Origin of the sequence: Chitinophaga sp. W2I13, assembly GCF_050434005.1 — a bacterium.
Lineage (GTDB): Bacteria > Bacteroidota > Bacteroidia > Chitinophagales > Chitinophagaceae > Chitinophaga.
On record NZ_JBNPWD010000001.1, the window covers coordinates 2404532 to 2420860 of the forward strand.

A 16329-nucleotide genomic window follows, 5' to 3' on the forward strand; every position below is an offset into this window, starting at 1 on the left:
TTAAGTATTTCTGGATAAACCGGGATGCCTTGAAGCACCCCGGTTTTATTTTTGATTTGATCTTGCTGATGAATCATCATTATCTCATGAGGGTCACGTTACCCTTCTTCGTGATCACGGTGCCATCCTGCATAGTAGCCTTCACTATCCATACATACACACCTACAGGTTGTTTCTGTCCGCTCATGGTACCATCCCATCCCTGACGCTGGTCTTTCGATGTGAATACCAACTGACCCCACTGGTTGTAGATCCTGAATTCAAGCTGTGCGATGGCGGTTCCATATACATACTCGATATCATTTATACCGTCACCATTCGGGCTGAACAGGTTTGGTACATAGATGTTATTGCCTTGCGGGTTCTTCGTTTTGTCCGTTACTGCGGCAGACAGTGCACTGTTCTGGCAGGTGGATGCCCCGATGGCACGTACCTGGATCGTAGCACTCTGGTTCGGCTGCAGGCCGGAGATAGTATGTGTGGTACCAGTTGCACCTGAGCTTGGCGCTGTGAATGTGACGCCATTGTCTACTGTTACTTCGTAACGTTGCGCTCCAGTAACCGGTGACCAGCGGAAGGTGATAGCGGTAGCCGTCGTGTTATCCACTGTTACAACTGGTGCAGGCAGCGGTTGTGCCAGGCTGACATCCACCCTTGTTCTGGCGGAGCTGGTGCAACCACCTGCTGTAAATGCTTCTACATAATAAGTAGCATTGGCATTCAGCGCCGGTGTAACAAATGTTGCACCTGTGGTTATCGGCGTACCGCCAGTGGCCACGGAGTACCAGCGGAAATCAACATCCGTAGTGGTGGAAGTAGCCATCAGTATGGCTGTGCTGCCCGGGCATACCGGATCGTTTCCGGTTACACGTGGCCCGGCTGGCGGAAGTGTTACTTCAACGCTTACCGCGGTACGTGTTGGACTTGAACAACCATTATTGCTGGAAGCTTCCAGGTAGTACATCTGATTTGCGGTTACCGCAGGTGTTGTATAAGAAGCACCTGTGGAGACAGCTGTACCGCCTGTTGCGGTAGTATACCATTTGTAGGTGAGCGTGTTATCCGGGTTCAGCGCATTCAGCGTAGCTGTGAGGCCGGTACAAACTTTAATGCTTGCACTGGCTACTGCAGGAGCAGCTGGCGACGGATTCACGGTTACTTCCACCCTTGTTCTGCTTGCACTGATGCAACCGCCGCTGGTAGATGCTTCCAGGTAGTATACGGTACTTACTGTTGGTGTGATGGTGAAATCTGCACCGGTAAATACTTCTACTCCGCCACGTAATACGGTAAACCATTTGTAAATGATGCCCGGCTGCCTGCCTTTCACAGAAAGTACCGCTGTGTGTCCGCTACATACTGTCAGCGGATCTGCCAATGGTGCGTCTATATCGTTGCGGACATTTGCTGTTACGGCTTTGCGTCCGCTGCTGCAACCCTGGCTGTTCAGTGCTTCCACATAGAAGGTGGTGTTTGAGGCCAGCGGTTTGGTTGCGTATGAAGTACCACTTGCGAGGAATACACCGTTGTTCTGCGCATCATACCAGCGATAAGTCAATGAAGCGTCTGCACCCTTGATACTGAATGTTACGGTGCCACCTATGCAGGTTGTCAGGTTATCCGCATTTACTTCCGGTATTGGCGGAGTTGGGTCAACGGTTACTGTTACCGCTGTTCTGCTGCTGGAGCAGCTTCCCAGATTCGCCTGCACATAGAAGGTAGTGTTCTGGGTAACCACCGGTACGCTGTACACTGCATCAGAAGAAAGCAGGTTGCCACCCGTTGCAGCATCGTACCACTGATAGGTAACTCCAGGTTTGATAGTTTTCACAGATACGGTGATACCTGTGCCCGCACATGTTTTAAGTGCGGAGGCTACTACATCCGGAGCTGTTGGCGGAGCCACTACTGTTACAGTAGCTTTCACCCTCGCGGATGGACTACCGCATTGACCCGTAGTTCCGGTTGCTCCCACATAATAATCCATGCTGGCGTTGAGCGGTCCTGTCTGGAATACCGGTCCTACACCTACAGAATCATTACCTGCGGCCGAAGTATACCATTTATAGATTATTCCGTTGGTAGCGGAGGTTACACGGAGTGTTCCGGAAGTTCCCATACAGATAGTGAGTGCGTTGCTTTCCAGGATTGGTGTTGGCGCTTGTCCTACGCCTACGGAAACTTTCGCTCTTACACTATTGCTGCAATTACCATTATTCGCTTCTGCATAGAAATCAGTACTTGTATTTAATGCGCCGGTTGTGTAACTGTTGCCTGTGGCAAGCAATGTACCACCAGATGCGACGCTGTACCAACGGTAGGTAACACCCGCCACAGGATTCTGGATTGAAAGTGTTACGCTGCCACCCTGACAAACGAACAGGGAAGTGGATGCAATTACAGGTGTTGCCGGTACGCTCTTCACGGTGATGGTGGCCTTCGTTCTGCTTGCGCTTGGGCAGCCTCCATTTACCAGTGCCTGTACGTAGTAGCTCACTGTAGAATCCAGCGCCGTGATATTAAACGTTGGTCCTTCGTTCACTTTATTGCCGCCTGTTGCTGCATCAAACCATTCGTAGGTAACTCCTGCGGCAGGATTTTGTATCTGCAGTGTTATATCCTGGCCTTTACAAACTTCCGCACTGTTGCTTACCAATACAGGAGCCGATGGTACCGGTACTACGTTGATCTTCGCAGCAGCTCTTACAGAAGGTTTACCACAATTTGATGTGTCACCTGTAGCTTCCACATAGTAGGTTACATTAGCGGTCACATTATTCACGGTAAAGATTGGGCCTGTAAACACCGCTACTCCGCCGGTTAATGTGGTGTACCACCTGTATGTGATATTATTCACAGAAGAGGTCACTTTCAGTACAGCTGTTCCGCCCTGACATGCTGTTACATTATTATTTTCCAGTATTGGGGTTGGAGCAACACCCACACCGATTGACACCTTCGTTCTGGCAGCACTGCTACATCCACCCAGAGAAGCTTCTGCATAGAAGTCTTTCGAAGCGGTGAGGCCTGTCACCTTGTACACCGGACCGGTGAACAGTAATGTGCCGCCTGTTGCTGCGCTATACCAGCGGTAGGTCAATGTATTGTCCGCATTCTGAATGCTCAGTGTTGCGGTATCGCCTACACAGATGCTGATGGCTGATGCAGTAATAATCGGAGCTGGTATATTACCTACTGTCACTTTCACTTCCTTCGCGCTGCCGGCTGCATTTGCGCATCTGTTGCTTCCTTCTACTGTTACATAGTAAGAAGTAGTTGCGCTCAATGCACTGGTAGTATATGTTGCGCCTGATGCAAGGAATGTTGTCAGGGCAGCATCTGCATACCATTTGAATATTGGGTTTGTTACGGTAGTTGAAGCAGCTGTGAGTTTAACCGTAGTGTTTGCACAGATAGTTGTATCTGCCGCTACAATGTCTGATGGTGTGGCGGTATTATTCACGGTTACTTTTACTGCTTTCAAATCACCTGCTTTATTCTCACACTTGCCGGCGTTGCTTACACTTACATAGTAGGTGTATGTTCCTGGCATTAATCCTGTGATACTTAATACGCCTGTGCTGCTTACACCCTGCGTGATCGGACCGGTTCTGTCGGCATTAGCGTACCATTTGAATACAGGGTTCTGTACGGTAGTGGTAGTTGGTGTTAATACCGCTGTATCACCGGCACAGATTACTTTATCTGTGATCTGAATGTCGGCCGCTGTTGAGGCGCTGTCTACAGTGAGTGTAATTCTGGTGCGGCCGCTGTCGTTAGCGCAGTTACCTGCATTCACTGCTTCCACATAGAAGTTATAGATACCTGCCTGCAGACTGGCCGGCGTAGTATATTCATTACTGTTAGTTACCAATGTTGCTCCGCCTGTTGCTGCGTCGTACCAGTTGTAGCGAACACCTGCTACAGCTTTTACCCTGAGGGTAGTTGGTGTATTCAGACAGGTAGATACATTATTGGCTTCCGGAACCGGAGCTGATGGTGATCCCTGAACGGTTACTGTTATCGCTGCGGATGCGGCGCCCGGACAACCGTTCCTGGTTGGTACTACTGTATAAGTATGTACTCCGGAATCGAGTGTGGTTGGCGTTACATATGCAATACTATCCAGTAAATGATTACCCTGGCTGTTGTACCAGCTGTAAGTGATACCTGGTGCAGGATTTATTACGCTGAGAGTAGCTTGACTACCCTTACAGATAGTAGCGTTGTTCACCTGTACTTTCGGTTGAGCAATAACGCGTTGTGCGTAGTTGAAGTCAACATCGAGTAAGGCTCCCAGGATACCTGATCTGAGTTTCACTTGCACACCGTCAAACTGCTTGGTTGGTACAAACCACAGGATAGCGCTTCTGCTACCGCTCAGCAGATCCAGGTGCAGGATCGGATTGGATGTTAATACGGAATCACCTGGGGTGTTACCGTTGTAGGTAGTGAGTTGTATACTGCCGAGCACCGCTGCAGAAAGGATCTGGCTTGGGTTAGACAGTTTCACTCTTACAGTATCACCCGGAGTAGATAATCCGTTGAAGGTTACTTTCTGGAACACCGTTGCATTGATAGCTCCGAGGTTTATCACCAGGGAAGATCCTGTGCTTGTAAAGGCATCCACAGCGAGTTGCGGGTTATATACATTACCCAGCACCAGCAAGCCGGATCCGCCAATTGTTTGTCCGGTAGCGGCTTCACATGGCACCTGACCTGAAGGAGTTACGGTAATTGCATTCACCGCTATCCTTGCAGACTTACAGGTTGCTGCACCCGGCAGGGCTGCTTCCACCCAGTAGGTAACGGCTCCCAGGGCGGTAGACGCAGGACCTTCGAAGGAAGCACCTTTAAATAAGGTGTCTGTTGCTGTTTGTGTTCTGAACCAATAGAATTCTGCGTTAGCCGCATCTGCTTTTGCAATGAACAGCGGACGCTGGCCAATCACAACGGTGTCGTTTACAGGTGTTACTGTTGGCGGCGCCAATGATGTACCTGTTTTAACGGTAACCGCTGTTCTGGTGGCAGATATGGTATTACAGCTATCGTTGATAGCTTCTACGTAATAGATTGCCTGTGCAGTTACGTTGGTCACAGTAAATGTTAAGCCGCTGTCCGGAACCGGATTCAGTCTGGTTCCACCAGTAGCCACATTGTACCATGCGTAGCTGTATCCACTTACCGGGTTGTTAATGGCAAGTTGGGCATCAGATCCGGCACATACTTCCACATTCGCAGATCGTACTACCGGAGGCGCAGGCGCTGCCACCACTTTTACATCCACCCTTGTGCGACCACTGCTGGCGCAATTGTTCCTGAATGCTTCTACCAGGAAGGCAGTATCTGTAGTCAGGGTACCGGTGGTGAAGGATACACCATCTTTACCTGTGAGATAAACACCTTTGCTGGTGTACCAGCGATAAGTAACGCCTGCTGCAGGATTCTGTACATCCAGTTTGGCGGTACCGCCAGCGCATACTGTTACCTGTGCTGACTGAACTTTCGGAGCTGCCAGTGCACGTTGTGCGTAATTGAAGTCTACCGTGGTTAATGCACCGAGTATGCCTGATTTCAGTTTTACTTCTACTGCATCAAATGCTTTGGTCGGTACAAATTCGAGGATAGCCTGTCTCTTGCTGCTCAGTATAGTGAGTTTAATGAGCGGGTTATTTACCAGGAGAGAATCTCCGGGAGTGGTACCATTATAAGTTGTTAACTGCACACCACCCAGCAGTGCTGCAGAAAGCACCTGGCTTGGGTTCGACAGCCATACCCTTACGGTATCTCCAGGAGCAGATACTCCGTTGAATTTAGTTCTTTGCCATACCTGTGCGTTCAATGCGCCCAGGTTAATTACCAGTGAAGATCCGGTGCTTAAGCTGCCATCTACTGCCAGGGCAGGATTGTATACATTACCCAATATGAGTAATCCGCTGCCGCCAATTGTTTGCGTAGAAGCGCCTTCACATGGACCAGGATCCGGACCAGGTTCAGGTCCGTAAACTATTACTGCAGGCACCCTGATAGATTTGCAGGAAGCACCGCCTGTTAACCTGGCTTCCACCCAATAGGTAACGGTTCCTATTACATTGGATACAGGAGGAGTGTATACTGGTCCTGTAAACAGACTATCATTACCAGCCTGACTTGCATACCATACAAACTGAACATTTGCCGTATTGGAGGTTGCTGTCAGTGCAGTTTGTCTGCCTACTACAGTTGAATCCGGATTTGGCGTTACCACCGGCGCGCTCAATGAAGCAGATATCACAATGCTGATGGCTTGTCTGCCTGATGCAGCACCACAACTGCTAACCGCTTCTACATAGAAGGTAGTATCCCTGTTAACCGCTGTTACATTAAATACAAAGCCGCTGTCGGTATTCAGTTTGGTACCGCCGGTTGGCACATTGTACCAGTTGTAGGTCAGTTGATGATCCGGGTTAGAAACCTGCAGAGACGCATTTGAACCAGGGCAAATATTCACGGTAGCCGGAACTCCTGGTACAGAAGGAGCAGGTGTAACGGTAACGGTTACAGGTATACGATCCGGGTTAGGACAATTGTCTGGTCCGCCCAGTACCGCTACATAGTAGGTTACTTTACCTGCCACTTTCAGCGTATCAGTAGTGTAACTGTTTTGTGTGCTTAATACGGTGCTGCTGGTTGAATCAGCATACCACCGAACAGATGTGCCGGCCGCAGGAGTTACAGAAAGCGTAGCCTTGCTGTTGATACAAGCGGTTGCATTTGTCGTATTTACAGTTGGTTTAGGATATATGATCCTTGCACCATAAATATCAATTGAATTCAGGAGATTCAGTACACCTTTCATTCTTACTTCTACCCGGTTGTAAGCAGCAGGAGCTACTACGGTAGCCAGGAATTGCTGGCCATTGAGTAACCGCAGGGTAAGCAATCTTGAGAGGGTGTCTGTTTTAACCAGTACATTATTGTTATAGAGAGAAATCAGTGTACCTCCCAGGAGACTTACGTCCGCCAGTCCTACTGAATTACCAAGACGTACCTGAACACTGTCTGCTGCAGATCCTGCATGCGGGAAGATCAGCTGTTGATATACTGAGCCTCCGAGCGCACTAACAGGTACAGACAGCGTAGTGAAGTTGGTTTTGCTACTGTCTATATCATTAGTAGGATTATTTACACTACACAGGATACAACCCAGGGTAGTACTTGAGGTCTGACTGGTTGGAACATTACAATCCGGAGAAGGAATCACAACTCCTGTTACTTTTACATTTACAGTTGCACGGGCAGATTCGCAGGCGCCGGCAATTCTTACCGCCGCATAATAAGTATAAGTGCCCGGTGTGTTAAATGGTCCTACCTGGATGGTGTCACCCATACCCTGAACAGTAGTCGCATCTCTATACCATACAATAGTGGCCCCTGGTACCGGTTGAGCGCTTAATATCGCTTTTACACCGGTGGTTACCACCACATCGCCGGTTACAACCGGAGCAGCTGGAGCTGGTACCACACGTACTGTTGCTGCCTTCAATGTACCGGCTGCATTTTCACACTGACTGGTTCCGGATACACTTACATAGTAAGTATAGGCGCCGGCAGTCAAGCCAATGATGGTCAGGTTGCCTGTGCTATCCAGTGCATAGCTTACCGCGCCTTCTACCAGGCCGTTGGTAATTGGAGATGTTTTGTTTGCATTTTTATACCACTTGAATACAGGAGCGGTAACACCTGCTGCAGTTGGAGTTAATACTGCTGGTCCGCTGGTGCAGGCAGTAGTAGTATCTGCGATAGTGATATCACCTGACTGGCTGATTGGGTTAACGGTTACCCTAACCGGCACCCGGTTTGGATTCGCGCAACCATTTGCGCCAACCGCCTGAACATAATAGGTAAATGTACCTGCTGTTTTCAGCGTGTCGGTGATGTATGTATTTAAAGTGCTCTTTATAATAGTGGTAGTAGAATCGGTATACCAGCGTACAGTTGTACCTGCTGCCGGTGTTACTGTTAATGTGGCAGGTTGACCAGCACATACCACCACGTTTTGTGTGGTAACTGTGGGATCCGGAACAACTGCACGTACATCATAGATGTCCAGTGAATTGAGCAGATTAGCAACACCTGTCAGCTTTACTTCCACGCGATCATAAGCGCCGCCTGCCGGAACAGTAGCAAAGTAGCGGGTACCGCTCAATATTCTCAGCGTGAGCAGCTGGGATAATGTTTGAGTGCTTACAACGGTTGAGCCGTTATAAACAGTTACCACTGCACCACCGAGCAGGCTAACATCTGCCAGTCCGCCTGGTGAAGCCAGTTCAAAGCGGATACTGTCTGATGCCGCACGCACTGCAGGGAAGATGAGGCGTTGGTAAACTGAACCTCCCAATAAACCTACCGGTATATTCAGGCGGGTGAAATTAGTAGGAATAGAATCAATGTCGTTGTTTGGATCAACAACGCTACACAGCACGCAACCGAGCGTAGTTCCGGTTACCTGGCTGGTAGGCACGTTACAGCTGGCAGGTATAACCGGACCAGTTACTGTAATCACGATTGGCAAACGGTTGGATAAACAACCACCTGCCAGGCTATCGCCTACATAATAAGTATATACTCCCGGACTTGCGAACGGAGGCAAAGTAATAGAATTGCCAGTAGCAATTGGCGCCAGCGTAGTATCGCTATACCACAGCACAGTGGCGCCCGGAGCAGGCGTTGCGGTGATGGTTAACGGCAACCCGGTGCTGATAGTATAATTCTGTACCACTGTTGGCGGAGCCGGAGCGCTGACAACTTTGATGGTAGCAGCCTTCAAAGTTCCGGCTGCATTTTCACAACGGTTAGCACCGGATACACTTACATAATAAGTGTGATTACCTGGTGTAAGGCCGGTTACACTAAGCTGACCGCCTGCGGTGATGGTAAAGGTAGCACCGCCAATAACAGCACCATTTACAATCGGCGTAGTTTTATTAGCATCTGTATACCATGTAAATACAGGTGTAGTAACACCGGCTGCAGTTGGTGTCAACACTGCCGGTCCGCTACCACAACTGGTTGTGGTATCTGCTATGGTAATATCTGCCGCAGTAGCCAATGGATTTACAGTGGCTGTAACCGGGATACGGTTTGGATTAGGGCACGTGCCATCCATTACCTGTACATAGTAGGTATAGGTACCGGCGGTTCTCAGCGTGTCTGTTGTGAATGTAGGTTGATTACCCAGGGAAACGCCGCCGGTTGAATCAGCATACCACTGAACAGTGGTACCAGCGGCCGGAGTGGCGGTGAATACGGCACGCTGACCAGCACATACTGCCACATTTTTGGCGGTAATAACCGGATCCGGAACAACGGAACGCACGCCATAGATATCCAGGGAGTTAAGCAGGTTCGCTAACCCGGTTAATTTTATTTCAACGCGGTCATACACGCCACCAGCAGGTACTGTAGCATAGTAACGGTGTTACCGCTTAATAATCTTAAAGTAACTAATTGTGATAAATTCTGAGTACTTACCACAGTAGTACCATTATATACAGTGACTACTGCGCCACCCAGTAAACTTACATCTGCCAATCCGCCTGGTGAAGCCAGGTCGAAGCGGATGCTGTCGGTTGCATCACCTGCGGCAGGGAAGATGAGCTGTTGATAAACAGCGCCTCCCAACAAACCTACCGGTATATTGAGGCGGGTGAAATTGGTGCCAACGGTGTCGATGTCGTTGGTTGGGTTTACAACACTACACAACACGCAGCCAAAAGTTGTTCCGGTTACCTGGCTGGTAGGCACGTTACAACTGGTGGTAGTAATAGGACCTGTTACCGTGATGGTGATCAGCACGCGGCTGGAAACACAACCACCTGGCAGGCTGTCGCCGGCGAAGTAGCTATATACACCCGGCGTAGTAAACGGCGGCAAGGTAATAGAATTGCCGCTGCCAATGGATGCCTGTGTAGTATCGCGGTACCAAACTATCGTTGATCCCGGAGCCGGTGAAGCTACCAGTGTTAATGGTAAGCCGGTAGATACGGTGTATGACTGAACCAGCGTAGGAGGTGCAGGAGGGGTAGTTACTTTTATAGTAGCAGATTTCAGGCTGCCGGCTGCATTTTCGCAACGGTTGGCACCTGATACGCTTACATAATAAGTATGATTACCCAGTGAAAGGCCAGTGACAGACAGGCTGCCGGCTGCATTTATAGTAAAGGTGGCGCCACCAATAACAGTGCCGTTGGTAATGGGTGTTGTTTTATTGGCGTCTGCATACCATTTAAATACGGGAGTTGTTACGCCTGCGGCTGTTGGTGTGAGTGTGGCAGCACCACTTCCGCAAACGTTAGTAGTATCTGCAACGGTAATATCAGCTGCAGTGCCCAATGCGTTCACGGTAACGGTAACAGGTATACGATTTGGATTCGCGCAGGTACCATCCATTGCCTGTACATAATAAGTAAAGGTACCGGCGGTTCTTAACGTATCGGTCGTAAATGTCGGCTGATTGCCCAGGGAGATATTGGTGGTTGAATCAGCATACCACTGAACAGTAGTACCAGCAGCTGGAGTGGCTGTAAATACAGCGCGCTCGCCAACGCATACGGTCAGATTGCCGGCTGTAATAACAGGATCCGGTACAAGAGAGCGTACACCATAAATATCCAGGGAAGTAAGCAGATTCGCTACGCCCGTAAGTTTCACTTCCACGCGGTCGTATACGCCACCAGCGGCCACTGTAGCATAGTAGCGGGTTCCGCTCAGTAATCTTAAAGTGAGCAACTGGGATAAAGTGTGTGTACTTACAACCGTTGTTCCATTATAAATGGTAACTACAGCGCCGCCAAGTAAGCTTACATCTGCCAGTCCGCCTGGTGAAGCCAGATCAAGACGAATGCTGTCTGTTGCATCGCCTGCAGCAGGGAAGATAAGTTGTTGATAAACTGATCCTCCTAATAAACCTACCGGTATATTGAGACGGGTGAAATTCGTAGAAACCGTATCTATATCAAATCCGGGATTTACAACACTACACAATACACATCCCAATGTGGTTCCGGTTACCTGGCTGGTGGGCACGTTACAACTGGTAGTGGTAACAGGGCCGGTTACGGTAATGACCACAGGAACACGGAAAGACGTACAACCTCCGGTAGTTTTTACACCTGCGTAGTAAGTAAATACACCAGGACTGGTAAACGGAGGCAGGGTGATGGAGTTGCCTACTGCAACCGGCGCCTGCGTGGTATCGCTGTACCATTCAATAGTAGCGCCGGATACTGGTGTGGCTGTTAACACCAATGGTATTCCGGTTGTTACCGCGTACGTTTGGGAAAGTACCGGTGGCGCAATTTGCGCGGATACAGTTACCGGAGCCGCCTTCAGGGCGTTAGCTGCATTTTCACAATGATCGCTGTCCGATACGCTTACATAATAGGTGTATGATCCTGCAGCAAGACCGGTAATATTTAATTTTCCGGTAGTATCGATGCTGTATTTAACGGCTCCTTCTATCAGGCCATTTGTAATAGGCCCGGTTTTATCAGCATTTTTATACCAGCTGAATACCGGGTTATTATTAACAGTTGCAGAAGTAGGGGTAATTGTTACGGTATCCGCGATGCAGCCCTGTGTAGTGGCAGGAACAGTAATATCTGCAGCGGTAGAGAAATTATTAACCTTTACAGTCACCAACGTTTTGGCTGATTCGGTTGAACAGCCGATCCTGGTGGCGGAAACATAATAACGGAAACTTCCGGCAACACCTACAGGAGGACTGTAACTGGTGCTGTTGGAAGCTACCACAGTGGTTTGGGTAGAGTCGTACCAGCTATAAGTTAACCCTGCTTCCGGACTACTTACATTCAATGTAAGCGGCGAATTCAGGCAGGTAGTTCTCAATATCCCACCAGCTGTTGACGGACCTGCCGGGAAACGTTGTATTTCATGTACTCTCAGGGAGGCGAGTGCGCCTGCCAGCCCGGAGCCTATCTGCACTGTTACGTGATCGAAAGGCGCTGTAGGCTGGAAAGTTAACGCCTGTAAATTTCCTCCTCCTGAAAGAAGATTGAGGCGCAATAAATTGCCATCGGCCTGAATATTATCAACTACAGTACCTCCATTATAAGTAATAATTCTAACAGAACTAAATAGCTGTAGGGTAAGCAGCGAAGCAGGATCTGACACTACCACACGGATAGAATCACCTGCTTTAGAGAGACCAGGGAATACTGCAGTAACCTGGGCACTGCTGCCTAACGCCCCAACAACGCTGCTCAGCGTTGCATAATTGGCTGCAGTAACAATACCATCACCTGCAGCAGCAGGATTGGTTACTACTCCAAGTGAAGCTGCCTGCCCGGTAACGCCGTACAGCACATCTATTGCAGCGCCACAGTTTATTGTACCTGAAGCAGGTGTATCATAATATGCTGAGAATACCTGTATGCTACCGGCTACTCCTGCTAATCCGCCATCTACTGTTACTCTTACACGGTCGTATGTGCCGCCTGGAGCAGGTAAAAATATTTCCGCCTGGTTGCCACTTGCCAACAGGGTTAATACTGAGTTATTGGCAAAGACAGTACCACCTACCGGCGTACTGCCATTGTAGGCTTGTACATAAACGCCGCCAAGCAGGTTTAAATTTACCAGCGTGCCGAGTGTGCCGGCAGTACCTATTTTAACTACCGCAGGCGTATTATTGGTAACGGCAGCCGGAAAAATCAGGTCCTGTGAGGCCGTAGCGCCCAACAGTGTTACCAATGTAGAAATAGTGGAGGCTGTAGTAAGGGAGCCATCCACTGCCTGTGTACCATTTGTTACACCACAACCGATGCAAAGTCCGGAGGCTCTGCCTACTTGTGTATTGGCATATACCCTCGTGGTATAGGTTTGCGCCTGGCTGTCCCGCGCGCCTATACCGAATAGTAATAATAGTAGCAGAAAACTTTTCCAAGCTATTGACCCGGCTTTATGGAAAAAGTGGGCAACGCTGGTTTTCACAGCTTCCTTCCCTGCAGAGCGAGGGAAACAGAAAAGGGCAGTAAAAGGGCTATTAGGAGTAGCTTTTGAATGCATAGCATCAAATATTTGAATAAAAATTGTTCAGTTTCATTGCATTACAACAAAACTCTAAGGGCGGCAGGCAGGTTAGGAATAGCTTGGGGAAGGGATACTGGTTGATAAAAAAGTATACTTCCTTGCGGTCATTTGTTAAAAGAATGTTACAAGAACGCTACGAATGTATACTGAAGGGCTGATTTTTGGATGTGTCTTTCTTGTTCATTTCCGGCTGACAATTCAGTTTGTTCAATCTTCGTTTTTTCTGTTCATTTTGTTCATTCGGAAGGTAGGAGTTGGAGAAAAACAGGCAGGAAAATAAGGGACCATTGCATTTAAAACAGGAAAAAGAAAAGTTTCGGGGCTGGCTAATAAAGTTATTTGTCCGTTTTCCTTACAGTCAAAGTACTGGAAAATAATATATAATATATACTCATATAGAAACATTATGCTGTACGTCATCATATTTATATATGATATCCAGATGACAACTAATAATAAAATTAATTTTATTAGTTATTTTCATATATATAATTCAATTTAATGTTTTCTGTTCATTTTGTTCATTCGGTCTTCCGAAAATCTAAACGCAAATACGATACGTAATTAAACAGGTACCGACAATTCGAAAATCCATTTATTGTCCCCTATGATTGATCTATCCTATGACTTTATCATTACCCTGCAGAATGAAGTTCTCCGCAGGTTCGGTGTTGAAGTCATGTTGCCAGGAGATTGCAAACATCTCTCTCAGTCCATATTGGATAACACCACGAAACTGGTAAGCGAAACTACGCTTAAAAGGGTGTTCGGATTTGCTGTTGCTCAACACAGCTTCTCCAGATATACCCTGAATACCCTTTCGCAATATTGCCAATATAAAGACTGGGAAGATTTTCAGCAACATCACTACCGGAAGATGAACACCGCTTCCACTGCCACCAATGCGGCTACTTCAGCCGTAGCATTGGATAATGGAAAATGGTCTGACCTGAAAAACAAGGCAGACGCAGTTTCCCATTACACGATGCTAACCCTCAAAAACCGCTCTGGCATTGCTTTTCCGTATACCGTTCACCGGCCCTTCTGTAATGCCCACATCGAAAAATTCCTGGAAAGCGACTACGCCGCTACCGCGTTAATAGCGCCATCAGGATGGGGTAAGTCGCTGGCATTGGTACACCTCGCAGAACATTGCTGGTTTGGCAAAGAAGCCCGTTATAAACAGGACGTTTGCTGGTTCATCCATGCTCATGCGGCCGGCAGCCTCCTGCTGAAAGGATTCTCCCTTTCCTCCTGGCTCGATAACCAGATGAACCTCGGTAATGGTGAAAACTTCCGCGAATACTTTTCCAGCCACTTCGATAAAAAAGGCGGACGCCTTATATTAATAATAGACGGCTTCGATGAAATCGCCGTAGCCGGCGAGAAACTCCGCCTACTATATTCCAAACTGGAAGACTTTGTGTATTCCAACGACTTATACCCCTGGGTGAAAGTCATCCTTTCCATCCGGAGTAGTACCTGGGCCGAAATATTCCAGCACTCCCAGCAATACCCCGCCTTCCGGCGCTATTGGTACCTGGGCGCTGAAATGGATGAGGAAACCAATATCAATATGCCCCGGCTTACGGAACAGGAAGTGAAGTCTATTCTTTATAACCACCAGTTTGATCCCGCTACCGTACGGCTGTTTTCTGAAAACTTCCTGCAAAAACTGCGTTATCCTTATTACCTGCAACTATTTTGTCAGCTCAACAGCGGCCCGGATCAAACCTTTGTAGATGAACACCTTAGCCTGTTCGAAATTGTATCGCGCTTTATTCAGAACCGCGTGTTCAATTCGCAAAGCAATTCTTTCAAAATAAAAATCATTGAAAAATTACTCACCCTGCTCGACCTCGGCAGAACAGGGATCTACGCAGATAAAAATTTGCTGCTCACCCAGAATGCCGATCTGTTCCCTGCCTACAAAGAACTACTGGCCGATAATATATTGGTGGAAGAAAACCTGAGCCAGGAAATTATGTTCAATGTGAAGGTGCGCTTTGCCCATACCATGTTGCTCGAATATTTTGTGGCCATGCACTACCTGAAAGAAAACGGCCAGGAAATAAACGAGCCCCTGCTAATGGCAATACTCGAACACCTGCCACAGTCGCCTTACCGCATCGGCGTATTCAGATGGCTGCTCCGCTACGCTATCAACCATGCGCAGATCGATGGCATCATCAAAATGTTGCATTTACCATTATCCAACATAGAAAAATCCCACCTGCTGGAATACCTCGTATTACACTACCAGCATGATGGCAACAACCAGGGTGAACTCAAATCCATCTTCCCCGCGGGCTTCTTCAAGAAGAACCCTATTGGCCCTTTTATCAGTGACGAATTTATTCATTTCAGGAAACGCAAAGTACTTAACGCTTTGCTGGGACTTGCCGAAGCCCGGGAAGACAAGCTCAAAATCAGGAGCAAATTATTTACAATGGCCCTGCTGCAACTCGATGCAGAACAGTGCGAAATAGAACTCAATAATATTAAGAAAATCTACGCAGCCGATGAATTTGAAGATGAGCTTTGGGTAACACCTTATGAAATCCAGCTCTTCATCTATGAATTCCTCAAATTTGGTATTATAAACGAAGATATCCGGGAGAAGATCTATAACTATTTCCGCTACTGGACCGGCACCAGCGGTGGTAAGAAACCCATCAGTGAACCCCAGGAAATCGTATTCCGTAATATGGGGATCGTGTTCACCCTGCTGGGAGACAACGAACACCTCCTCAGCTTTACTACCCGGATTTTTGAAACATATCCTTCTTTACAACACCGTAAAACAGATTCACTACGCCTCATGTTACTCTGCTGGCAGGCGCAAGCCTACCTCGGCCTGGGCCAAACAGCTTCCGCTGCGCGGATCTGCCGGCACACCGACCAGGTGATCAAGAAATATTCTGCCGATTATTTCGGCGGAAAATACCTGGAGTCTGTGCAGAAATTATTATACGCGGGCGTATATTTTAATGAACACGAATTCAATAAAGCTATCCGCACTGCAGAAACAGCTGTAGAGAACGCGCAAAAACTGGATTTCAAAGTATTGGCGCTGATGAATTTCGGATTGCTGAATAAAATCTATCAGCAGCTGCAAATGGATAAACAGAAAAATGATACGGTTCAGCAAATAGAACTCATCCGGAAAAGTACTTCCTTTAAACAGGCCGTTTCAAACTTTGCGAGGTGATTATGGCATAATTTTGCTTTATTGCG

General features: G+C 48.0%; 3 protein-coding genes. 1 reads left to right on the top strand and 2 read right to left on the bottom strand.

What is annotated here, in order from left to right; all coding sequences use genetic code 11:
- Positions 1-79: 79 nt before the first annotated feature.
- Positions 80-9427 carry a gliding motility-associated C-terminal domain-containing protein gene (locus QFZ48_RS09770; RefSeq protein ID WP_429062113.1) on the bottom strand — a complete coding sequence of 3116 codons (9348 nt, stop codon included), beginning with the start codon at positions 9425-9427 and terminating at the stop codon, positions 80-82.
- The gene (locus QFZ48_RS09775; RefSeq protein WP_429062115.1) at positions 9406-13068 is read right to left on the bottom strand and encodes a hypothetical protein; all 3663 of its coding nucleotides are present in this window, start codon (positions 13066-13068) and stop codon (positions 9406-9408) included. Before QFZ48_RS09775 ends, QFZ48_RS09770 begins: the two co-directional genes overlap by 22 nt.
- Positions 13069-13699: 631 nt before the next feature.
- Between QFZ48_RS09775 and QFZ48_RS09780 the strand changes: the two genes are divergently transcribed.
- Entirely contained in the window at positions 13700-16303 is a 2604-nt protein-coding gene (locus QFZ48_RS09780) for a hypothetical protein (RefSeq protein ID WP_429043594.1), read from the top strand.
- Positions 16304-16329 lie beyond the last annotated feature (26 nt).